The organism is Ligilactobacillus equi DSM 15833 = JCM 10991, assembly GCF_001435735.1.
Lineage (GTDB): Bacteria > Bacillota > Bacilli > Lactobacillales > Lactobacillaceae > Ligilactobacillus > Ligilactobacillus equi.
In genome coordinates this window covers 1-23,155 of sequence record NZ_AZFH01000102.1, presented here as the reverse complement: position 1 = coordinate 23,155, position 23,155 = coordinate 1, and the positions used below count along the sequence as shown (strand labels likewise).

The 23,155-nt window shown below is 40.3% G+C and carries 21 protein-coding genes; 12 read left to right on the top strand and 9 right to left on the bottom strand.

Annotated features, from left to right (window positions below):
* Positions 1-10 precede the first annotated feature (10 nt).
* The 6 genes from FC36_RS07015 to FC36_RS06990 form a co-directional block, all read right to left on the bottom strand.
* Positions 11-1,123, bottom strand: a complete 1,113-nt coding sequence (locus FC36_RS07015) for a trans-sulfuration enzyme family protein (RefSeq protein ID WP_025020689.1) — start codon at positions 1,121-1,123, stop codon at positions 11-13.
* A 13-nt stretch (positions 1,124-1,136) separates the two neighbouring features.
* Positions 1,137-2,285, bottom strand: a complete 1,149-nt coding sequence (locus tag FC36_RS07010; RefSeq protein WP_025020688.1) for a trans-sulfuration enzyme family protein — start codon at positions 2,283-2,285, stop codon at positions 1,137-1,139.
* Between the two features lie 358 nt (positions 2,286-2,643).
* A complete protein-coding gene (locus FC36_RS07005) occupies positions 2,644-3,297 on the bottom strand; it encodes an amino acid ABC transporter permease (protein WP_025020687.1) in 654 nt (217 codons plus the stop codon).
* 10 nt (positions 3,298-3,307) lie between these two features.
* Positions 3,308-3,946 (bottom strand): amino acid ABC transporter permease, encoded by a 639-nt coding sequence (locus FC36_RS07000; RefSeq protein ID WP_023859403.1) that lies wholly within the window; start codon positions 3,944-3,946, stop codon positions 3,308-3,310.
* Complete coding sequence (locus tag FC36_RS06995; protein ID WP_025020686.1) at positions 3,943-4,773, bottom strand: transporter substrate-binding domain-containing protein; 831 nt, start codon at positions 4,771-4,773, stop codon at positions 3,943-3,945. Before FC36_RS06995 ends, FC36_RS07000 begins: the two co-directional genes overlap by 4 nt.
* Positions 4,774-4,783: 10 nt before the next feature.
* A complete protein-coding gene (locus tag FC36_RS06990) occupies positions 4,784-5,524 on the bottom strand; it encodes an amino acid ABC transporter ATP-binding protein (RefSeq protein WP_023859405.1) in 741 nt (246 codons plus the stop codon).
* A gap of 466 nt (positions 5,525-5,990) precedes the next feature.
* Here FC36_RS06990 and FC36_RS06985 point away from each other — a divergent pair, with 466 nt between their 5' ends.
* From FC36_RS06985 to FC36_RS06970, 4 genes are all read left to right on the top strand, one after another.
* A complete protein-coding gene (locus FC36_RS06985) occupies positions 5,991-7,403 on the top strand; it encodes an amino acid permease (RefSeq protein WP_156409541.1) in 1,413 nt (470 codons plus the stop codon).
* 531 nt (positions 7,404-7,934) lie between these two features.
* Entirely contained in the window at positions 7,935-8,480 is a 546-nt protein-coding gene (locus tag FC36_RS06980) for an NADPH-dependent FMN reductase (RefSeq protein WP_081708788.1), read from the top strand.
* 14 nt (positions 8,481-8,494) lie between these two features.
* The gene (locus tag FC36_RS06975) at positions 8,495-9,814 is read left to right on the top strand and encodes an NAD(P)H-dependent oxidoreductase (protein ID WP_023859885.1); all 1,320 of its coding nucleotides are present in this window, start codon (positions 8,495-8,497) and stop codon (positions 9,812-9,814) included.
* A gap of 141 nt (positions 9,815-9,955) precedes the next feature.
* A complete protein-coding gene (locus FC36_RS06970; protein ID WP_025020685.1) occupies positions 9,956-10,429 on the top strand; it encodes a hypothetical protein in 474 nt (157 codons plus the stop codon).
* A 43-nt stretch (positions 10,430-10,472) separates the two neighbouring features.
* Here the strand turns inward: FC36_RS06970 and FC36_RS06965 are convergent, their stop codons facing one another.
* Together FC36_RS06965 and FC36_RS06960 are read right to left on the bottom strand one after the other, a co-directional pair.
* Entirely contained in the window at positions 10,473-11,465 is a 993-nt protein-coding gene (locus tag FC36_RS06965; protein WP_025020684.1) for a DUF1002 domain-containing protein, read from the bottom strand.
* A gap of 78 nt (positions 11,466-11,543) precedes the next feature.
* Positions 11,544-12,212, bottom strand: coding sequence for a CPBP family intramembrane glutamic endopeptidase (locus tag FC36_RS06960; protein WP_056986799.1), 669 nt, complete (start codon positions 12,210-12,212; stop codon positions 11,544-11,546).
* Between the two features lie 216 nt (positions 12,213-12,428).
* Between FC36_RS06960 and pnuC the strand changes: the two genes are divergently transcribed.
* From pnuC to FC36_RS06925, 7 genes are all read left to right on the top strand, one after another.
* Entirely contained in the window at positions 12,429-13,193 is a 765-nt protein-coding gene (gene pnuC, locus FC36_RS06955) for a nicotinamide riboside transporter PnuC (protein ID WP_023859888.1), read from the top strand.
* A gap of 212 nt (positions 13,194-13,405) precedes the next feature.
* Positions 13,406-15,418: a DHH family phosphoesterase gene (locus FC36_RS06950; protein ID WP_025020681.1), complete on the top strand. Its 2,013-nt coding sequence runs from the start codon at positions 13,406-13,408 to the stop codon at positions 15,416-15,418.
* 19 nt (positions 15,419-15,437) lie between these two features.
* Positions 15,438-15,887: a 50S ribosomal protein L9 gene (rplI, locus tag FC36_RS06945; protein ID WP_023859890.1), complete on the top strand. Its 450-nt coding sequence runs from the start codon at positions 15,438-15,440 to the stop codon at positions 15,885-15,887.
* A gap of 55 nt (positions 15,888-15,942) precedes the next feature.
* On the top strand, positions 15,943-17,358 hold the full coding sequence (gene dnaB / locus FC36_RS06940) for a replicative DNA helicase (protein WP_023859891.1): 1,416 nt from the start codon (positions 15,943-15,945) through the stop codon (positions 17,356-17,358).
* 130 nt (positions 17,359-17,488) lie between these two features.
* Positions 17,489-18,067: a flavodoxin gene (locus FC36_RS06935; protein ID WP_023859892.1), complete on the top strand. Its 579-nt coding sequence runs from the start codon at positions 17,489-17,491 to the stop codon at positions 18,065-18,067.
* A 117-nt stretch (positions 18,068-18,184) separates the two neighbouring features.
* Positions 18,185-19,180, top strand: a complete 996-nt coding sequence (locus FC36_RS06930) for a D-2-hydroxyacid dehydrogenase (protein ID WP_025020680.1) — start codon at positions 18,185-18,187, stop codon at positions 19,178-19,180.
* 224 nt (positions 19,181-19,404) lie between these two features.
* A complete protein-coding gene (locus FC36_RS06925) occupies positions 19,405-20,697 on the top strand; it encodes an adenylosuccinate synthase (RefSeq protein ID WP_023859894.1) in 1,293 nt (430 codons plus the stop codon).
* Positions 20,698-20,753: 56 nt separating this feature from the next.
* Here the strand turns inward: FC36_RS06925 and FC36_RS06920 are convergent, their stop codons facing one another.
* The gene (locus tag FC36_RS06920; RefSeq protein ID WP_023859895.1) at positions 20,754-21,260 is read right to left on the bottom strand and encodes an acyl-CoA thioesterase; all 507 of its coding nucleotides are present in this window, start codon (positions 21,258-21,260) and stop codon (positions 20,754-20,756) included.
* A gap of 517 nt (positions 21,261-21,777) precedes the next feature.
* On the opposite strand from FC36_RS06920, the gene FC36_RS06915 reads away from it, so the two are divergent.
* Positions 21,778-23,001, top strand: a complete 1,224-nt coding sequence (locus FC36_RS06915; RefSeq protein ID WP_025020679.1) for a NupC/NupG family nucleoside CNT transporter — start codon at positions 21,778-21,780, stop codon at positions 22,999-23,001.
* Positions 23,002-23,155 lie beyond the last annotated feature (154 nt).

Here is a 23,155-nt window from a genome sequence, read left to right as displayed (position 1 = left end):
ATACTATGCCTTAGTGTAGAGCCTGGCGTAAGTCTGCAATTAAATCTGTAGCATTTTCTAAACCGACGGAAAAACGAATTAAGTTAGGTGTGATACCTAAGGCACGTCGCTTTTCGACTACCATATCGTGGTGCGTTTGTTGGTCGGGGAGGGTGACTAAGCTTTCAACCCCGCCTAAACTTTCAGCAAAAGAAATCACTTGGAGTTTTTCAAAGAAGTTAGCGACTTGGGCTTCATCCTTAATGTAGAAGGAAATCATGCCACCTTTCCCTGGGTAAAGGACCTTGGAGACGGCTGGTTCTTCTTCGAGATACTGGGCGATAATTTGGGCGTTAGCTTGGTGTTGTTTCATCCGAATCGGTAAAGTTTTCAAGCTCCGGAGTAAGAGCCAAGAATCAAAAGGATCAAGGTTAGCCCCGGTGGTTTTGAGGTTAAAGGATAGTTTGGCTGCTAAATAGTCGGAACCGGTAATAACACAACCTGCTAAAATGTCGTTATGGCCAGAGAGGTATTTCGTTGCTGAGTGGATTACGAGGTCTGCACCATCTTGAAGCGGTTGCTGGAAGATTGGCGAATAGAAGGTATTGTCTACAGCAATGATAATTTCTGGATTGAGAGCTTTAATTTGATGACAAACCTCCACAATGTCAATTTCTTTCATAGTTGGGTTAGAAGGTGTTTCGAGCCAAATTAACCGTGTTTCTGGTCGGCAAAGTGCAACTAAGTCAGCTACTTTTTGGCCATCCCATTCATCAAAGTGAATGCCAACATGTTCCGTGAGGTAATCAAAGTAGCGGAAAGTTCCGCCGTAAAGGTCATTTAAGGAGATGACGTGATCATTTTGTTTGAGGATTCCAAAGACTAATTGAATCGCCGCCATTCCTGAAGACAGAGCGTAGGCGTATTTTCCGCCTTCTAATCGGGCGAGGGTCTCTTCTAAGACACTACGGGTCGGGGTCTTGAGCCGTGCATAAGCAAATTGTTTATCTTCATCAAAATTAGCAACTTCGGCCAAGGAATCGTGACGGAAGTTAGATGAAAAGTACAAAGGAGCGGAGACAGATTTAAATTGGTCTTGGCTATTGCGGTTGCCGGCTTGGGCTAAAATGGTTTCTAAATGCATGAATGAAATCCTCCTATTTTTGACAAGCTATATCAAGGGCTTGAGTTAAATCAGCAATTAAGTCTTGTACGTCTTCGATACCAACGGCTAAACGAATGAGCTGCTTGGAAATCCCCGCAGTGGCTAATTCGGCGTCGGATAATTCGGCATGGCTCATTTTATAAGGTAGTTCGATTAAAGTTTCAACAGCACCTAAGGAAACAGCCAAATTAATGAGCTTCAGGCTGCTAACAAATTTAGCGACATCGACGCTTGTGGCTAGTTCAAAGGAAAAGAGCGCACCTAAACCTTTACTTTCGGCCTGAATAATATCAAAACCGGCTTGGTCCGGTTGGTAAGGGTAGTTAATTTGCGTGATTTCCGGGCGCGTTTTGAGAAAGGTAATGATGGCTTGAGTATTGGCGATTTGCCGATCCATCCTTAGAGCTAAGGTTTGAATCCCGCGTCGAACTAGGTTTGCATCTTGAGGAGAGAGGATGCCTCCCAGGGCATTTTGATTAAAGTAGACGCGTTTAGCCAGGTATGAATCTTTAACGACTACAATTCCAGCGCTGACATCCGAGTGGCCTGCTAAGTATTTAGTGGCGGAGTGAATGACGATATCGGCTCCGAGTTTTAATGGTTGTTGTAGATAGGGGGTCAAAAAGGTATTATCTACAATCGTTAGTAGACCATATTCTTGGGCTAAGGCTGCGATTTGCTTGACGGAGGTTACTTGTAAGAGCGGATTGGTTAAAGGTTCAAAGTAAATAGCCTTGGTATTAGCCCGGATGGCAGCACGTATTTCTTCAGGTTTGCGGGTGTCAACCGCCGTGACTTCTAAGCCCCAACGTAAGAAGTAATTGTAAATTAAGCGGAAGGTTCCTCCATAAATTTGTTGGCCGACAATAATGTGGTCGCCTTTTTCAAAAATAGCTAAAGCCCCATGAATGGCCGCCATACCAGATGCAAAGGCAAAAGCGGCATGCCCCGCTTCGAGTTTAGCGACTTGGTCTTCTAGGGCTTGGCGGGTAGGGTTACCAGAACGAGAGTAGTCAAAACGTTCGGGACCATCTACGTCCTTAAAAGCATAGGTCGTGGCTGTGTAAATGGGGGGGACAACCGCTCCGGTGTTGTGATCGCCCTGGTAAGGGCTGTGAACTAAATCTGTTAAAAAACTCATCTAAAAAACCTCCTAAAATACAAAAAATCCCTGGAAAAATTCCAGGGACGATTGAAAACCGCGGTACCACCCTTCTTGTCAGTGACCTCTTGACACAAACATGTCATGGATAGTATCGCATCCCGACGAGCGAGCAGCTTGCACCACGCGCTTGACTCCGAGCTCATCTTCACTAAAGTTCGTCTTTCTACCCTTGCACCCTCGGTAGTCGCTATTTAATCAAAGCTTCCTTTTAGCTACTCTTCTCATCAAAGTCTCTAATTAATCTCACAATTTAATATAATTCTAATCCTTTTTGTGAAAAAGTCAATAAAAAATTCCTCATAATTGCTCATGAGGAATTTTAGATATACGTTTTTTAGTTCAGTCGTTTTTCTAAACGTTTGGCTACTCGGGAAAGGGAGTAGCAAACGACAAAATACATGGCAGCGATAATCACATACATCGGTAACATATAACGACTGTCTTGACCGTAGATGATTTGGGCCCGGTACAATAATTCCGGTAACACAATGATTGTCGCCAAAGAAGTATCCTTGACTAAGGAAATAAATTGGGAAACTAGGGCGGGAATCATCTTGCTGATGGCTTGGGGCAAAATAATGTGGCGCATGGCTTGCCAATAAGTTAAACCATTGGCTCGAGCCCCTTCCATTTGACCAGAATCAACAGCTAGAATCCCACTACGGACGATTTCGGCAATCATAGCAGATTCAAAGACCACCAAAGCGGTGATTGCTGCCGAAGTTGGAGATTGCCGTAAACCTAATTCTGGTAAACCAAAGAAGGTAAAGAAAATCAACAAAAGTAAGGGCAAATTACGAATAATATCGACGATAAATCCGATGATAGTTGAAAACACAGGGATTTTACTATAACGAATAATCCCTAAAATTAAGCCAAAAATAGCTGATAAAACAATCGAAATTAGCGAAACATAAATGGTAACTCCCAACCCCAAGAGTAAGTAGCGGAGGTTAATCCAAGAATAAGCGTCACTTAAAATACTCATAATATCCCTCCTAAGCTAATTTCTTTTCCAGGTAGCGCATGTAATACGACATTGGTAAGGTCAAAATCAAGTATAAGACCCCTACAACAATGTAAGTCTCAATCGTTCTAAAGTTGGTTGCGGCAATGATATCTCCTTGATACATGAGGTCAAAACCAGCCACAAATGCTAAAACGGAAGAGTTTTTAATTAAGTTGATGAATTGGTTTCCTAGAGGGGGAATCACAATTTTAAAAGCTTGGGGCAAGATAATATATTGCATGGCTTGCCAATAGGTTAAACCATTGGCGCGTGCTCCTTCCATTTGTCCGACGTCAATAGACTGAATCCCGGCTCTTACAGTTTCAGCAATGAAAGATGAGGTATAAAGAGTTAAACCAATCGTCCCAGCTGCAAAACCACTTAGAGGCATCACGTATTTAGGTACCACGACATATAAGAACATAGTGATAACCAAAAGGGGGATATTTCGGAAAAGTTCCACATAGGCATGGGCTAAACGAGACCAGAATTTGGAAGGGAGGGTTTCTAAAATGGCCATGCCCGCCCCAATAATTAAAGAAAAAATCAACGCTAATAAACTACAAAAGACAGTATTGAGAAAACCAGTTAAGAAGGCTTGCCCGTTAGTGCTTAAAATTTCAATCATTTACTGGCCTCCTTGTAATCAAAACCGGCGACATCTCCAAACCATTTGTTGGCGATTTTCGCATAAGTCCCATTTTCTTTGAGTTCCACTAAAGCTTGGTCAATGTGGTTTAAAAGGTCTTTTTGCCCCTTGTTAACCGCAATTCCGTAAGGAGCAGCAGTGAAAGTTCCACCGGTGACGCGGTAGTTTTGGTTTTCTTTAGCTAAACCATACAAAATCCCATTATCGGCCGCCATGGCTTGTCCTTGGCCGGATTGGAGGGCCACGAAGGCTTGAGCGTAGTCCCCGTATTGTAAGACCTTAGCTTGGGGAGCAACTTTTTTAATGTCAGCTTCTGTGGTCGTTCCTTTAACCGCTAAGACTGTTTTATCATTTAAATCTTTAACATTTTGGATAGCTGAGCCTTTTTTGACCAAGAGGGATTGCCCGGCGGCAAAGTAAGGTTGCGAGAAATCAACAATTTTCGCTCTTTCAGGCGTAATTGTCATTACGGCGATAACGGCATCTAGATTTCCATTTTTTAGGAGAGGAATCTTAGTATCGGCTGTCACTTGGATAAATTTGGCTTTAGCATTTTTACCGTAGATTTGTTGGGTTAAGGCCTTGGCCATATCCACATCAAACCCCTCGATTCGGCTATTTTTGATATTCATCAAACCAAAGAGGTTGGTATCAGCCTTAACACCCCAAGTTAAGGTTTTGGTTTTCTTGTCTTCTTGGTATAAATTGACGCTCTTAGCTTGACTGCTTAAAGGTTTCAGACTTAAAAAAGCTCCAATTAAGGTAATCACTAAGAGTCCGCGCCAGAGAAAAGTTCTTTTTGTCATAGAAAGCCTCCTATTTGTGGACGATAATCTTGCTTAAGAATTGACGTGCGCGTTCTTCTTTAGGCTGTTTGAAGAATTCTTCGGTAGGGTCGTCTTCAACGACTTGTCCTTGATCAAAGAAAATTACGCGGTCGGCTACTTCGCGAGCAAAACCCATTTCGTGTGTGACCACTAACATGGTCATATCAGTTGTTTGGGCAATGTTTTTCATAACGGCTAAAACATCATCAATCATTTCCGGATCTAAGGCCGAAGTGGGTTCGTCGAAGAGTAAAACTTGGGGTTTCATAGCTAAGGAACGTGCAATCGCAATCCGTTGTTTTTGCCCCCCAGAAAGTTGGCGAGGGTAAGCATCGGCTTTATTTGCTAAACCCACGAGTTCCAAGAGGTGCATAGCGAAATCCTTATTTTCTTGTTCGTCGCGCTTGAGGACAATACGGGGGGCTAGCATAATATTTTCGAGGACGGTTTTATTATTGTAGAGATTGAAGTGTTGAAAAACCATTCCCACGTTTTTACGAATTTTATTAATATCAGTTTTATTATCGGCGAGATCATAGCCATTGACCGTAAGTTGGCCAGATGTAATATTTTCTAACCCGTTAATAGTACGAATTAAAGTACTTTTACCAGAACCAGAAGGTCCGATAATCACTGCTACCTCACCTTTTTCGAAGGATAAATTAATATCTTTCAAGGCATGGTATTCGCCGTAGTATTTATCTACGTGGTTAAATTCGATCATTGGCATATGTATCCCAGCTTTCTTTTGATATTTTTAAATGATTACCTCATAATTTTAATATCTTTTTATCATAAAAGTCAAGTTCAACTTTTTGTTTGTGTTATATTTTCTTACATATTTTTAAAAAGATTTATTTTTTTAAAGCGATTCACCTACTAACCAAAGCTTTAAAGTTAAAAGAGGGCTCAAGGTATCTAAAAAAGGATGAAGAATCCTTTAAGTTAGGCAAAAAATATCGTTTGATAAAGTTAAATAAATTTGCATAGCTAGTAGGGATATGCTATTATCGGTATATCAAAGAAAGTGGAGGAAATGTAACATGTTGAAAGTAAAAAACAATCAAACAACCACATCATCCACTACCCAAACAACCACAATTTAAGTTTTTGGGCTTCTTTGGTAGCGATAATTGTTAAAAGCAAGTTAACCGTCTGGAGCCAATATCCAGGCGGATTTTTTATTGGAGGAAAACATGGGAAAAAATGAAAGGACACAAATCCATGTCCATAAGAAAAAAAGTACGGAGTTGAATCGCTCACTGACTTCCGGCCAGATGCAGATGATTGCCTTGGGGGGGACCATCGGGGTCGGTTTGTTCATGGGATCAACGTCGACCATTAAATGGACGGGACCGTCAGTCTTACTCGCATATGCTTTTGTTGGGGTCTTATTATATGTGGTCATGCGGGCTTTGGGAGAAATGATTTATCTCAAACCAGGTACCGGTTCTTTTGCTGATTATGCTAGTGAATACATACACCCTGCGGCAGGTTATTTGACCAAGTGGAGTAATATTTTTCAATTTATTGTTGTCGGTATTAGTGAAGTGATTGCGGTTACGGAATACTTAAATTACTGGTGGCCTAACTTGCCGGATTGGATTTCTGGTTTAGTCGTGGTGATAACTTTAACTTTAGCTAACCTGGCTTCTGCTAAAGCTTATGGGAACCTGGAATTTTGGTTTGCCATGATTAAGGTTGTAACCATTATCTTTATGATTATTATTGGATTAATGGTGATTTTATTAGGGTTTGGAAATCACTGGCATCCCTTAGGTTTTAGTAACTTATGGCAACATGGTGGTTTCTTCCCGGGTGGGGTGAAGGGTTTCTTCTTCTCCATGTCCATCATTGTCGGATCTTACCAAGGGATTGAATTGTTAGGGATTACTGCAGGGGAAGCGGCCAATCCGCAAAAAGCTATCGTGTCTTCGATTAAAGATATTGTGTGGCGGATTTTGATTTTCTATATTGGGGCTATTTTTGTGATTGTGACTATTTACCCTTGGGATCAATTGGCTAGTGTAGGTTCTCCCTTTGTGGAAACCTTCTCTAAGGTTGGGATTGCCGGAGCTGCCGGGATCATTAATTTTGTAGTTTTAACAGCGGCTATGTCTGGCGCTAATTCTGGGATTTATAGCGCAAGTCGGATGCTGTTTAAATTATCTATTGATAAACAAGCACCTAAGATTTTTAGTCGCTTATCTAAGCATGTGGTACCTAACGTTGCTATCTTATCAATTTCTGCCGGGATTTTATTTGGTTTTATCTTGAATATGGTTTTATCTATGGTGAATAAATCAGTCGAAAACCTCTTTGTTTTGGTTTACAGTTCCAGTGTGTTGCCGGGAATGGTGCCTTGGTTTGTGATTCTTCTATCAGAATTACGTTTCCGTAAGCAAAACCAAGCTCAATTAACGGACCACCCCTTCAAGTTACCACTTTACCCCTTGTCAAATTACTTTGTCATGATTTCCTTGTTGGTGATTTTGGCCTTTATGTTTATTAATCCTGATACCCGTGTATCGGTTTCGATAGGGGTTATCTTTATTTTAATTGTCCTCTTGGCCTACTATCTCCAAGAAGGGCGCAAAAGCAAAGTTTAAAAATTAAGAGGTCCTGTCAGTTTTAGGCAGGACCTTTTTGAGGGGACAAAAAATGATGGTTACGCCTTGGGTAAAACTCGCGATGGTGAAAATCAAAATTCCGGCCGTTAGCATTTGAATTTGCGAAACCAAAATTACATCGAAATTCGGGTAGGTAAACAGTTGCTTGGTAAAGAGGTTGGAAATTTCCTTTAAGGAAGTGGAAAGAATAATTAACTCTGTCTAAATTCTTTTTAATTGCAATTTTCTCTTTCCGTTTCTCTTAAATAAATCACTAGCCTTTAGGATAAAAAGGTTTATACTGTAAACGTAAGTTCTTCTCATTTTGTCCACCAAATTATAACTTTTTAGGCATATATATCTTGATATTGAGAGAATAGTCGTGTTAAATTAGTGATAAAAGTTGCAAAATTATGCAAAAAAAGTTAATTGAAATCTTTGAAATTAAATGATACATTAAATTCGTAAAGCGTTTTCTAAAAATTGTGAATTTTTTAACGTTAGATTAGATATTACAAGGGGTTGAGAATTTTGAAGAAATATATCGGTATTGCCGGCACAAACTATGACAAATCATTGAATAAGAAGCTTATGAAGTTTATTCAAACACACTTTAAAGACCAAGCAGAAATTGAAATCATTGATATCAGCAACTTACCAGTCTTTTACAAGGTGCCAGGAGGAAATTTACCTACCGAAGTGCAAGTTTTAGATGAAAAAATTGCCCAAGCAGACGGAGTGATTTTTGCCACACCGGAATATGACCACTCTGTGCCAGCTGTTTTAATGAATGCCATGGAATGGTTCTCCTACGTTAACCAACCATTCCACGACAAGCCTGTTTTAATTACTGGAGTTTCATATGGGAGTTTGGGGACTTCTCGTGCCCAAGACCACTTACGTCAAATCTTGAATGCGCCGGAATTAAGCGCTGCTTTAATGCCAAGTCAAGAATTCTTAGTGGGGCGTGGTTTCCAGGCTTTTAACGAAGACGGGACTTTAACTAACGAAGATATGGTAAAAGACTTAGAAGCTCAAATGTCAGCATTTAATGATTTTGTTGCCCAAAATAAGTAGGAGGTAGAGCATTTATGAAATTAGTTGGGATTGCTGGTTCTATTGCAGAAGAATCATACAATAAAAAATTACTACAATTTATCCAAAAACAATTTCCAGAATTAAATTTGGAAATCTTAGATATCAAAGATGTGCCTATGTTTAATGAAGGTAACGACCAATCAAATAGCGAGGTCATCCAATACTTAAACAAAAAAGTTAAGGAAGCTGATGGGGTGATTTTGGCAACTCCAGAACATAACCACACCACGACCGCAGCTTTGAAGAGTGTCATTGAATGGTTGTCATTTAACTTACACCCCTTCAAGGAAAAACCGGTCCTTTTAGTAGGGGCTTCTTATCGTACTCAAGGGACTTCTCGTGCCCAATTGAGCTTACGGCAAATTTTGGAATCACCGGGGGTTAACGCTTTGGTGATGCCAAGTGACGAATTCTTGTTGGGAAATGCTAAGACCGCTTTTGACGAAGAAGGTAACTTGAACAATGAAGGTACGGTTAACTTCTTAACTAGTGTAATCAATAAGTTCACAAAATGGGTAAAGGTATTGAAAGCAGTGAATATTAAAGAAGTAAAAAACTGGCAAGATGAAGATATGACGGTTTCCAGTCCAATCGACACAACGATTCAAGGAGTTGAACCTGATGATCCTGAATGGGTTGAAAAGGCGGCGAAGATTACTAAGGCTGCTTCAGGCTCCGATTTCGTGAAGTTAGATCGTGGGGTTTTATCAGTAGACCAATTAAACTGGTTCTTAAATTCTATGCCATTTGAATTAACTTACGCTGATGACAACAACCAGTTCCTTTACTACAACCATATGTTGGAAGCTAAGGATATGTTGGCTGCCCGGACTCCAGACCAAGCAGGGGACTCTTTGGAAAATGTGCACCCAGAACGTGCCAAAGCCGGAGCTAAGCGGGTGATTAACATGTTACGTAATGGTGACAAGGACGTGAAGATGTTAGTGCCAGGCTGGAAGAAGAATGGCCCTGCTATCTTACACTACTACGGTGCCATGACTGATGACGATGGTCGTTACCGTGGAATTAACGAAATCGTGCTTGATCTTTGGCCAGTCGTGCAATACTACTTGAAGGCTACGGGCCAAATGTTAGTTGATGACCCTAACGCCGCTGATGCAAGCTCTGGCGCTTCTGCTCACGGAGCTGCTCCAGCCACACCTACTCCAGCAGCGGATGCAACTTCTGGTGCTTCTGAAGAAGAAAGTTCTGAAGCACCTGTCTTTGCTAAACCTGAAGTTAAGGAGGAAACTCCCTTACCATCTGTCGAAGATGTAGCTACAGATGCAACTTCTGGTGCTTCTGAAGCTTAATCAAACTGATATTTTAATGAAAGTCGTAACTATGGTTGCGACTTTTTTTGAGATTCAAACTTTTTTCATAAAGCCCTCAGAGTTTCTTTCTAATCCTTTGTTAGACTGAGAGTAAATTAGATTAAGGAAAGAAGGGATAAAATGGAAAAAATCTGGTCGTGGTTAGGGTGGCTTGCTATTTTGGGATTACCATTTGGGCTTTTAGTTCTCGCGGGTGATGAATATCAAAGTCTAAGTTATAACCGTGCAATTTTTATCTGTTTATATTGTTGGGGCCTAGTTGGGCTTTGTTTGACGGTTTACCCACGTTGGCGTCATTATTTAGGTTTAGAAATACGGACCTTTCTAACCCGACAAAAAGCACAACACTCACGTCTTTGGGAAAATTACAAAGGGGTCCTCTTTTATTGGACGCCTAAGGTGACTTTAGTGGCGAAATGGGGAGCTTTAATTGTCATGGTTATAATTTGGTTTTTAGTTCAGTTTGATGAAAAATTGACCGCATCTTTGTCCTTCATTTTGACCTTTAATGCCTTAACTTTTCTCGGACTTCTCCTCTACGGTGGTAAGCTATTGTGGTCGCAAGATGAAATATATGTCGATAAGCGTCACTAAAAAAAGTCGCAAGTAATTTTTGGTTACTAGCGACTTTTTTAGGTTAATTAAAAAGACTTTGAATCCAGGCAATCAAACGACTAAACCAGCCTTGGGCGTCGGAGGCAAGTTTATGGCCTGCTTCGCTATTAGCCCAATCTTTGGCTTTATTCATTAGGTTACCAGTTGAATTTTTGACGTTATTAATGGTATTAGAGATATTAGTAACGTATTTCTTACTAGAAGAAATTGGCGCGCTTTGGAAGTTGACTAAAACATTGACGATGTTAGTTATGCTGTTACTAGAAGTTTGTTGGTCAATATCTCGCTTAGCTAAAGCTTCTTCTAAAATTTGTTTGATGTCAGTGGCAGTTAAGGTATTCCCTTTTTGTTTTTCTTGAGAGATTTCCTTAGTTGTGTCTCCAACTGCAGCCATTAATTTTCCTGGATAAGTAGCATCACCGCTATTTTCCTTGATAGCATCTTGCGTGGCACTCAACATATTATTGGCAGTAGTTGTGTTTTTACTATTCAAAGTTACTCCGTCTTGAGCGAAGGCCTTATAAACCCCGGTCAAAGCAGCTTCACCTGAGACAGCTCGGTTAGCGGTGACAACGATGGTTACGTCGGTTACCCCGGCCATTTGGGCAACCATGGCATATTGCTGAGAAGTTACGGTAGTAATATTGTTTTGACCATTATAGTTCTGAATGTTGACCTTCACCCCTGAACCAGGATCTCCTGGCGCAATGGCGACCGAAGAAATCATGGCAGCATCGGTAGTGCTAGAGCCACTGGAAATATAAGTACGGTAATCAGCGGCGGTGGATGTTAAGGTTTGAAAGTTAGAATCTGTACCTAAGACCTCATCAATCTTACTGTAAAGTTCCTTGGCCACGCCCGCTCCGTAAACCACATAGGATTTAGAAAGGGTGTGGGTCGTTGTACCATCGGCACTGTTAGCATCCACGGCTAAGGCCTTGATTGGCAAGGTTAAAAAGCCACAAAAAAGTGTGGCGATTAAAATTAACCGTGTTACGAGTAATTTGTGTTTCATCACGAGAAACCTCCTTATTGTAAAAAATTACCCTCCTTAATTTTACCATGGAAGTAAATCAAGGAGGGTAAAGAAATTCTAATTTCCTGTAAGTAAGAGTAAAACTGCAGGTAGATTATTGATAAAGTGCAAACTAGTTGAAACTACTAAATTTTGACTTTTGCGGTAGGTATACCCCAAGACCCAGCCCATACTGCAGTAAAGAATGACACTGGCTAGGGTTGTTGAACTGTGGGCTAACCCAAAGATCAAACCACTGACAAAGATGGCCCAGAAATCACTTTTACGGAAGAAAAAATTCATAAAAAGTCCGCGGAAGATTAATTCCTCTGTCAAGGGGGCGAAAATCACAGCCATTACTACGGTCATGACGGCGGTGGTGGGATTTTTTTGCATTAAATTTACGATGGCTTGATCGTTGGCAGAGGTTTCTTGGTGGTAAATAAGCATATTTAAACTGGTAAAAATAATTTTACAGCCCATTAAGGTAATCCACATCCATAACAAGAATCTTCCGTTACCACTTTGCCAAGGTCGATAGAGCCCCTTGAATTTGAGAAACTTAAAAGCCACTATGAAGAAAAGGGCATAAAATCCGAAAAAAAGTCCCCAGGCTAAGAAAATATTTTGGTTATTATTAGCCAATAAAAGCCCGGATTGGGGGAGTTCCATCAAGATTAGCATCCCGATGAAAATTAAAACCTGTTTAAACCAAGAAAAACATCTTTGGCTAAAATTTTTTTGCATAAAATCACCTCATTACACTGAGTGCCAAGAATAAAACTAAAGATAAGTTCAGACACTATATATTGTGTTTTTTGAATTTTTTAACACAATATATAGTGAAAAAACGCTTGTCAACTCCTAAGATATGTCCTATAATAATCCTTGTCGTTTTTACCGGCGTTGGTAAAAATACTCATCTGATCAGTGGAGTAAATCAAAAATTGAAGGATGTAACTTATGTTTGAACGTTATCATGATGTCTTAACCCACCTGCCAGAATACTCTAAAAATGTATTCCGGAAAGGTTATTTTGCTTGGCTGTGGAAACAATGCCAAGGTTGGGGTGCTTTTTCTTATGCGCTCTTAGCTTTTAACTTTATCTTACAAATTATCTCATTAATTCAATCCTTTGGTCAAACCCCAATTGCGTCTTTACTTTCATTTATCGGGGGGAACTTATCGGTGGCCTGTGTTCTGGGGATTTCTAACCGTTCCGGAATTCAAGGGTGGGCTGGAGCTATTTCCGCCCTGGCCATTGCCTCCACGGGTTTTATGGCCGGAAACTACGCGACGGCTTGGGAACAAATTGGTTACTTGATTTTTTTAGACCTCTTCTGTATTTTAGATCCGAAGTGGAATGATGACATTCAAGTTGAAAAATTTGAATCAGCCCTGGAATGGGTCAAATATATTATTTTCTTCCTTGTAACTTGGGGGATTGTTTACTGGCTCTTTAGCATGACCAATGATCCACGGGTCTTCTTAGACAGTTTGAACCTGGCGATGGCCATTACTGGTTCTTTATTAGAATTAAATCGGAAACGGGAGCAATACTTTGTATGGACTATTTCTTCGGTCTTTACGATTGCTCTTTGGACCCAAACCATGTTGCAAGGTGACGGTAATTTTGCTTTAATCTTCTCTTACAGCATTTTTTTCTTAAATGACATGTATGCTTTCTTTAGTAAGCGTGGCTGGTTCCGTTTGGAAGAAAGAGTTTAAAATTAAATTTTTTTCAATTTTGTTTTCCCTCCTATTTTAACTGAATTTTTTGCGCTAAAATTAAATTGTAAACTCATAACATTGCTCCGTCGGGATTCAAGAACCGGTGGGGCTTTTTTGCAAGCAAAAATAAGTTACTTGTGATAAAATGAAGGATGAATTTTCTGTCAGTAAAATACTCTCCTATAAGGAGAGAGATTGCGGGGAATAAAATGAAAAGATTTTTTACACGCGACTCCTGGCGACTACCAGCAATCTTTGCAAATGTGAAACTCCGTCTGTTAGCAGCTTTACTTTGGGTGATGGCGATGGCCTTTGTGGTTTTAGGCTTTCATCTTAGTTGGTTAGTGGGACTGGTGGCTTTACTCTTTGTGATTATCGTAATCGTCATTACAATAAATGTGGTCTATCAGACCAACCAAAATACAAGTGAATATTTGACAGACTTATCTTATCGCATTAAAAAGGGAGAGCAAGAATCTTTCTTGCGTCTACCGATTGGGATTTTGTTTTACAATGAAAAAGCGGAAATTGCTTGGGTTAATCCTGCCATGCAACGCTATTTTGGTAAGGAAAAAATTTTAGGTCACCCCTTAAAGGAAGTTGATGAAACTTTAGCAGACTTGATTGTTATCCATCAAGATGATGATAATTTTTGTGAAATCTCCTGGAAAGATAAGTATTACACCTTTCGGGTGCAAAAAGAAATTCGAGCGGTTTATCTCTTTGAAGTTACGGAATACATAGGTTATAAACACCAATATGAAGATTCACGGGTAGTTTTAGGCCAAATTTTTTTGGATAACTATGATGAGGTAACTAAATCCTTAAATGATCAAGAGATTTCGCGCCTAAGTAGCTATGTAACTACGACCTTGTCGGATTGGGCGGAGCGGTTTAAAATGTACTTAAAGCGCATTGATGAAGACCATTACTTTGTTTTAGGTTACACGTCCATGTTGGAAAAAATGGAAGAAGAGAAATTCAAAATCTTAGATGAAATTCGTGAGTATACCTCTAAGCGTAATAATCCGATTACCTTAAGTGTTGGTATAGCTTATGGCGGGGATAATCTTGCGAATTTAGCTAGCCAGGCCCAAAGTAACTTGGACCTGGCCTTAGGGCGGGGAGGAGACCAAGTTGTTGTGCGAGCCAAAGATGGGCAAGCTCGATTCTATGGCGGAAAAACCAATCCGTTAGAGAAACGAACCCGAGTGCGGGCGCGGATGATTTCTCAAGCCCTCCAGGATTTAATGCGACAAAGTGAACAAGTTTTTGTCATGGGACATAAAAACTGTGATATGGATTCCATTGGTGCTTGCCTGGGAGTTCGGCGGATTGCAGCCATGAATCAAAAAAAATGCTGGATTGTCTTGGATAAGGGAAATCTCCACAGTGATATTTTACGGTTATTAGAAAGTTTAGAAGATTATCCTGAAATTGCCCAAAGTATTATTAGTCCAGCTGAGGCTTTAGAAAGAGCGATTAACAGTGATCTTTTAGTTATGGTGGATCACTCCAAGCCATCTATGTCCGTTAGCCTCGAACTTTACGAAGCCATGGCCAATCGGACCATGATTATTGATCACCACCGGCGGGGCGAAGAGTTTCCACAAAATCCGATGTTGGTCTACATTGAACCTTATGCAAGCTCAACTTGTGAATTGATTACGGAAATGTTTGAGTACCAACAAAAAGATCTCGAACCAATCAATAAGATTGAGGCTACTGCGATGTTAACGGGGATTATCATTGATACCAAGTCCTTTGCCCTACGGTCAGGGACGCGGACCTTTGATGCGGCGAGTTACTTACGGTCAGTGGGGGCCGATCCCGAAATGTCCCGCCACTTTACCAAGGAAAATGCCAAGGATTACATCCAACGCAACCACCTTTTGGAACGGCTGGAACTCTTGGATGACAACGCCCTTAGTACTGGTGAAGAAGAACGGATTTATGATCCAGTTACGGCCGCTCAAGCTGCCGACTCTTTGTTGAATATTAGTGGCGTAGAGGCTTCCTTTGTAATTACCCGGCGGAATGAGGATACAGTTGGGATTTCTGCACGGAGTAATGGGAAGAAAAATGTGCAGGTCATTATGGAACAACTTGGTGGTGGGGGGCACTTATCCAATGCAGCAACTCAAATCAAGGACACCACGGTGGCTCAAGCGCGTCAGGACTTGTTAGCCTTATTACAAGCAGACGCTGAAGAAAACAAATAAAGAATGTGAGGAAAACAAAATGAAAGTTATTTTTACACAAGACGTACGTGGTAAAGGTAAGCGGGGAGAAGTAAAGGAAGTTCCTGATGGTTACGCGAACTTTTTGATTAAGGCCAACAAGGCTAAACAAGCCGACGCTAAGGCAATGTCAGCTTTACGTGGTCAACAAAAGGCGGAAGCCAAGCACGAAGCCGAAGTTTTGGCCGAAGCTAAGGTCTTAAAAGAAAAACTTGAATCAGGTGACTTTGTGGTTGAAATGACGGCTAAAGCCGGCAGTGATGGTCGTTTATTTGGCTCCATTACTAGCAAGCAAATTTCACAAGCTATGGAAAAACAATATGGTATTAAGATTGATAAGCGTAAGATGGAATTGAATGAACCAATTCGTTCCATGGGTTATGTCAATGTCCCAGTTAAATTACACAACCAAGTCTCTGCCAAGATTAGAGTACACATTGCCGAAAAATAATGACTGTTAGAAATCACCGCGTTTGTTGGTGATTTTTTAAACGAAAGGAGTTTTTATGAACAACGAAAGCGTGGAAGCTAGCTTACAAGAAGGGTTACCACCCCAAAATATTGAAGCGGAACAATCTGTCCTAGGTTCCATTATTATTGATAATGATACTCTCGCTGATGCTCAGGAATATTTGGAAGCCCAAGATTTTTATCGCAGTGCACATAAGCAAATTTTTCAGGCTTTTGTTGACTTAAACGACCGCGATGAACCTCTGGATCCGTTGACAGTAGCGAATTACTTAGCTGAACAAAATCAATTAGAAGATGTGGGAGGGCCGGCTTATTTAGCTGAATTAGCGGGGATTGTACCATCGGCATCAAACGTAGCTAACTATGCTAAAATTGTTTCAGAAAAGTCCACGTCACGGAAATTGATTGCGGCTGCGCGGGATATTATTTCGCGAACTCAAAATCAAGATGGTGATATACAAAGTTTGGTGGACAAGGCTGAGCAAGATATCATGCGTATTTCAGAAAACCGTACTACAAGTGGCTTTTTGAAGATTAAGGATATCATTGCAGAATCTTACCAAAATATCGCAGACCTTTCTCAAAGAAAAGAGACGATTACAGGGTTAGGAACGGGGTTTGCAGATTTTGATAGGATGACAGCGGGACTGCAACCGGATAATTTAATTATCTTGGCAGCTCGGCCGGCTGTTGGGAAGACGGCCTTTGTTTTGAATATTGCACAAAATGTTGGTTTAGCGACGGATAAGACGGTAGCTATTTTTTCTTTGGAAATGGGGGCAGAATCTCTAGTTAACCGGATGTTATGTGCCGAAGGAATGATTGATGCCGGTCACATGCGGACGGGGAACTTGACAGATGAAGAGTGGCAACATTTAATGATGGCTTCAGGTTCTTTGAGTCGAACGTCGATTTTTATTGATGATACCCCGGGAATTAAGGTTTCTGAAATTCGCGCTAAATGTCGTCGTTTAGCCAAGGAGACTAAGAATCTTGGGTTAATTGTGATTGATTATCTCCAACTGATTGAAGGTTCCAATAAAGAAAGTCGTCAACAAGAAGTTTCTGAAATCTCGCGACAATTAAAGAAGTTAGCTAAGGAATTAAATGTGCCTGTGATTGCCCTATCCCAACTTTCCCGTGGGGTAGAACAACGACAAGATAAGCGGCCAGTGCTATCTGATATTCGGGAATCTGGTTCAATTGAACAAGATGCTGATATCGTAGCTTTCCTTTACCGAGATGATTACTATGAAAGAGAAGGTTCTCAGGACGGTAATGATGATGGTTCCGGGATGCCTATACCGGGAATGCCGGATTCAGATAGTAGTTCTAGTCCGGTAGAGTTAATTATTGAAAAGAATCGGGGGGGCGCGCGAGGAACGGTTAACCTCCTTTTTATGAAATCTTATAACAAGTTTTCTTCGCTTTCCTTGCGAGATGATCAATAATTATTAAGAAAAGTTTAAGATGGCTAACGGGAAGGTAAAAAATTAACTCAACTTGATTTAATAGCGGTAAAATACTTCTATAGATTGGAAGCGAGCCTTGATAACAAGGTTACGAAAGGGTGAAAAATTTATGTCAACATTAGGAACTATCATTGTGTTAGCTTTTATTATTGTGGTAGCTTTATTAGGGTACTTCTTCAATAAAACTATGCCAACCGATTTAAAGGTAGCGAAGCCAATGTACAAAACTTTGGTGCTTTACTTCTCTCCAGCTGATGAAGTAAGTGATTTAGCTCATGAAGTTCACCAAGCGGTTGGTGGTGACATTATCGAATTAAAAGGTAATCCCGCTTATACGGGGCACGATAAGACCCGAGCTTTTAAGGAATGGATTACTGGGGCGACACCAGAACAGATTACGCCTATTCCTGATTTAGCTAACTATGACACCATTTTTATTGGTTACCCTATTTGGTTTGGGACAGCACCGATGGTGATTAAGGATCTTTTAAAAAAGAATGGCTTTGCAGGTAAAGATATCGTGCCTTTTGCTATGGAAACTGCTATTTCTGGGAAACGGACGCGTTCTATTCGTCTCTTGAGAACTCATGCACCAAGAGCAAAGGTTTTACCACGCTTGCTCTTGCATAAAGGTCAGGATAACCAAGTTAGAATTGCCGCCTATCTCAAAGAAACTGGATTAAAATAATAAAACTTTGCGATTTGTCTTAACAAGTCGCTTTTTTAGTTGAAAATTATCAATCTCTTAAGGTCTTTTCAGATTATTGTGCTATGGTATAGATATACTAGTAAAGGAGTTGGAATCGTGAAAATTATTGCTTTTGGTATTCGTGATGATGAAAAGCCCTTTGTGGACCAATGGTGTCAAGCTAATCCTGGGGTGGAAGTCAAGATTACCCAAGAACTACTTACGCCGGAAACAGTTACCCAGGCTCAAGGTTTCGATGGCGTAACAGCCCTACAGTTAAACCCCTATGCTGATGAAGTTTTTGAAAAATTAGCGAGTTACGGTATTAAGAATTTTTCTGTACGTAATGTTGGGGTGGACGGTATTAATCCACAAGTTGTCGCTAAGTTAGGGATAAAAGTCACTAACGTACCGGTCTACTCACCAGCAGCGATTGCAGAATTTACCGTTACGCAATTGTTGAATCTCTTGCGGCGGACTAAGGAATACGACCGAAAGATGGCGCAAGGAGACTTTCGGTGGGCACCGCAAATTTCTCGTGAGTTGAATCAACAAGTAATTGGGGTTGTGGGAACCGGTCATATCGGTCGCGTCGCTATACAAATTTACCAAGGTTTTGGGGCTAAGGTTATCGCTTACGATGCTTTCCGTAACCCAGAATTAGAAAAGACGGGCATTTATGTTGACAGTTTAGACGAGCTATACGCTCAAGCGACCGTGGTAACTTTACATGTGCCCCTTTTGGACAGTACTCACCATATGTTAGACCAAGCAGCTTTTGCTAAGATGCGTCCGGGTACACTTATTGTGAATGCTTCGCGGGGACCTTTAATTGATGAGGAGGCCTTGATTGCTGCTTTAGATAGTGGTCAGATTGCTGGAGCGGCCTTAGATGTGATGGAAGATGAAACGCAGGTCTTTAATCACGATTTGGGTAATCGCAAGCCAGATTATCCGGCCTTTAATAACTTATTTGCACGCGACAATGTTTTAATTTCGCCACACCGAGCTTTCTATACGGATGTTGCTGTGCGTAATATGGTCTTTGAGAGTTTCCAAGCTAGCCGCGATCTTTTTGAAAAGGGATATTCAGACAAAGAAGTGAAATTTTAAGGGAAAAGGCAATTTTAATTGCCTTTTTTATTTTTAAACGCCCCTAAATTTAATTTAAAGTTCGCTAATAAAAAAAATATTTTCATTTCCGGATAATAATATTCGGTTTCTGTTGAAGAAAGGATAACTTTTTGTTACAATAGCAAGTGGTGTTAAGTGGAACCTTCCGCTTAGAAAAAAATGCACTCGTCAGTGCATTGCAGATAAATTAACGAGGTGAAGATATGTCATCAGTTGTTGTTGTAGGGAGCCAATGGGGCGACGAAGGAAAAGGTAAGATTACCGACTTTTTGAGTCATGATGCGGAAGTGATTGCCCGTTACCAAGGGGGCGACAATGCCGGTCATACGATTGCTTTTGATGGTAAGACTTACAAATTACGGTTAATTCCATCCGGGATTTTTTACTCCGAAAAGATTGCCGTGATTGGTAATGGGGTTGTATTAAATCCTAAATCTTTAGTTGAAGAGTTAGACTATTTGAAAGAAAACGGAATTTCTACAAGTAATTTACGGGTTTCTGATCGAGCCCATGTCATTTTACCTTACCATATTGCTCTAGATAAGCTCCAAGAAGCTTCTAAGAAGAGTAACAAGATTGGAACCACTAACAAGGGAATTGGTCCAGCTTACATGGATAAGGCATCTCGGGTCGGGATTCGTGTCGCTGATTTATTGGACCGTGAAACTTTTGAAGCAAAATTAAAGACTAATTTGGAAGAAAAAAATCGCTTGTTTGAAAAATTCTATGATGCTGAAACTTTAAACTTCGATGATATTTTTGAAGAATACTACGCTTATGGCCAACGTTTCAAGGAATATGTGACGGATACTTCTGTTGTCTTAAACGATGCCTTAGATGCTGGTAAGCGGGTCTTATTCGAAGGTGCTCAAGGGGTTATGTTAGATATTGACCATGGAACTTACCCATTCGTAACCTCCTCTAACCCAGTTGCTGGGGGAGTAACTATCGGGAGTGGGGTTGGTCCTGCCAAAATCGACAAGGTAGTGGGAGCATGTAAAGCTTACACTTCTCGGGTCGGAGACGGTCCTTTCCCTACCGAATTACATGATGAAATTGGTGATCGGATTCGCGAAATTGGGCATGAATATGGGACAGTTACTAAGCGTCCGCGCCGTATCGGTTGGTTTGATTCAGTTGTGATGCGCCACTCTAAGCGTGTTTCCGGTTTAACTAACCTTTGTTTGAATTGTTTAGATGTGTTAACTGGTTTAGACGAAATTAAGATCTGTACTGCGTATGAGCTAAATGGTGAAAAAATTTACCATTACCCAGCTTCCTTGAAGGAATTAGCAGCATGTAAGCCAGTATATGAGACACTTCCGGGGTGGTCAGAAGATATTACTGCTTGCAAGACATTGGAAGAGTTACCAGAAAATGCGCGTAACTACATTCACCGAATCCAAGATTTAGTGGGGGTAAAAGTTTCGACCTTCTCTGTAGGGCCAGACCGTGAACAAACTAATGTTTTAGAAAATGTTTGGGCACGAATCTAACTAAGAATTAAAAAAGCCACTTTTGCATTGGTTAAATGCAAAAATGGCTTTTTAGTTTACAACCAAGGTTGTTTTAAACTGAGGTGTTGTTTCATATCTTTTTGAGCTTGGTAGTTCAATTGACGTTGTTGCTTTCTTTTAGAGTAACCTCGACATAGGTAAATTTCTTCATCGCTTTCGGGTTTAACCGCGGGGATGGTAACATCATCGTCGGTAGCAACAAAGGTAATAAAAGCTGTTGCACCTAAAAAACGTTCGCCCGTCAACATTTTTTCCCCAATAATTTTTACGAAAACCTCCATAGACCGCGTTCCGCTTCCTGTTAAGTAGGTTTCGATACACATAGCATCATCCAATGTGAAAGGAGCGATGAATTGGACGTTGTCTAAAGCCGCTGTTACTAGATGGCTACGACAAGCTCTTTGGGCGGTCACTGAGGCTGTTGCATCTAGAATTTCCATTAAACGTCCGCCAAAAAGGGTACCATGTTCATTTAAATCCCCATTTAGAATGCGGTGATTTGTAATAGCTAAGGTTTGTTTACAAGTAAGTGTTTTAGGCATAAAAAATTCTCCTTGGAAAATTGTAAAGAAAAACCAACGAGCCTTAATAACCTTGCACCGTCATAAAATAATCTTTATAATCTTCTTTGATAATCTCGACGGTTCGTTATTAAATCTCATTGGTTCTGGTCATTTAAGAAGATGATGTTAATTCAACCCTTAATCTAACCTAGAAGTGTCCATACTTCGTTACCAAAATCGCATTTGCGAACTCAGTGAATTAACCGTATCTTCTTTACACCTTCATTATAAAGCAACTTTTAACAAATGCAAGCGTTTTATAAAATAAAATACCATGATAAAAATTAAAGTTTAATGACAAAAAACGAGATTAAATGAGATTTTTAAGCAATATTCGGGTAAATTAACCTTGTAAAAGGTTTTAGTAAATCCTTTTTTGAATTTTTATAATGAGAATTACTTAAATGAATGAAAAAGTTCGGATAATTTACAAAGTCTTGAAAAATCGTTATACTAATTTAAAACAATTTTATAGATTTTCAAGGAGGAAAAAAGAGTGTATCTTTTAGTTAATGCTCTCGGTTTACTAATCTTCTTGGCAATTGGTTTTGCTTTTTCTAAGGATCGTAAAGCCATCAAGTGGATGTCCATCGGTGTGATGATTGTCGTGAACTTATTTTTAGCCTGGTTCTTAACCAGCTTCTCAATTGGTCGGATGATGGTTGAGGCGGCAGCGGCTGGTTTCAATAGCCTAGTTGATGTAGCTTATGAGGGGGTAGCCTTTGCTTTTCCAAGTCAAATCAACACGGATTCTAAAGACTGGTTCTTCTCTGTTTTAATGCCCGTATTAATGATTGTGCCATTATTTGATATTTTAACTTATATCGGGATTTTACCATTCATTATTAAGTGGATTGGTTGGGCCATTTCTAAGATTACCGGTCAACCTAAATTTGAATCATTTTTTGCGATTGAAATGATGTTTTTAGGGAACACGGAAGCATTAGCTGTTTCAACTTTGCAATTAAAGCAAATGAACAAGGAACGTAATTTGACGTTAGCTATGATGTCCATGTCTTGTGTGACAGCATCAATTGTGGGGGCTTATACCCAAATGATGCCACCTAGTTACATTTTAACGGCAATTCCAATTAACGTACTTAATGCTTTAATTGTGACGGCTTTGATGAATCCAGTTGACGTTCCAGCTGAAGAAGATACGATTGCAACCATTGGGGCAAACCCGGAAACATTGGATGCTAATGGTAAGAAGGAACCATTCTTCTCCTTCTTGGGTAACTCAATTATCGGTGCTGGTAAGTTAATCTTAATCATTGTAGCTAATGTTATTGCTTTTGTGGCATTAGCTAAGTTAATTGACAATGTTTTAGGTGTGGTTCACCCATGGTTATCCTTAGAGCACATTTTGGGGATTATTATGTACCCATTTGCTTGGTTACTTGGTTTACCATTTGATGACGCCTTCAAGATGGCTCAATACATGGGGATGAAGTTGGTAACTAACGAATTTGTGGTTATGCAAGATGTGACTAAGACTATCGGGACTTCTGCTTTTACAGAACACTTCCGGGCGGTCTTGACAACTTTTGTGATGTCCTTTGCTAACTTCTCAACTGTGGGAATGATTATTGGATGTTTTAAAGGTATTGTTGACGATGAAAAGAATGACTACATTTCTAAAAATGTTTTATATCTTTTAGTTTCCGGGATTTTAGTTTCCTTGCTTTCTGCAGCAATGGTGGGACTTTTCTCCTGGTAAAATCTAAAGAAGCTCGTGACGTTAGTCGCGAGCTTCTTTTTTGGTAAATATAAAAAAATGGAGATAAAAAAAACGGTCCTTAACCAGACCGAAATTAAAAATGGGTGGTCAGGGGATCGAACCCTGGACCCACGGATTAAGAGTCCGTTGCTCT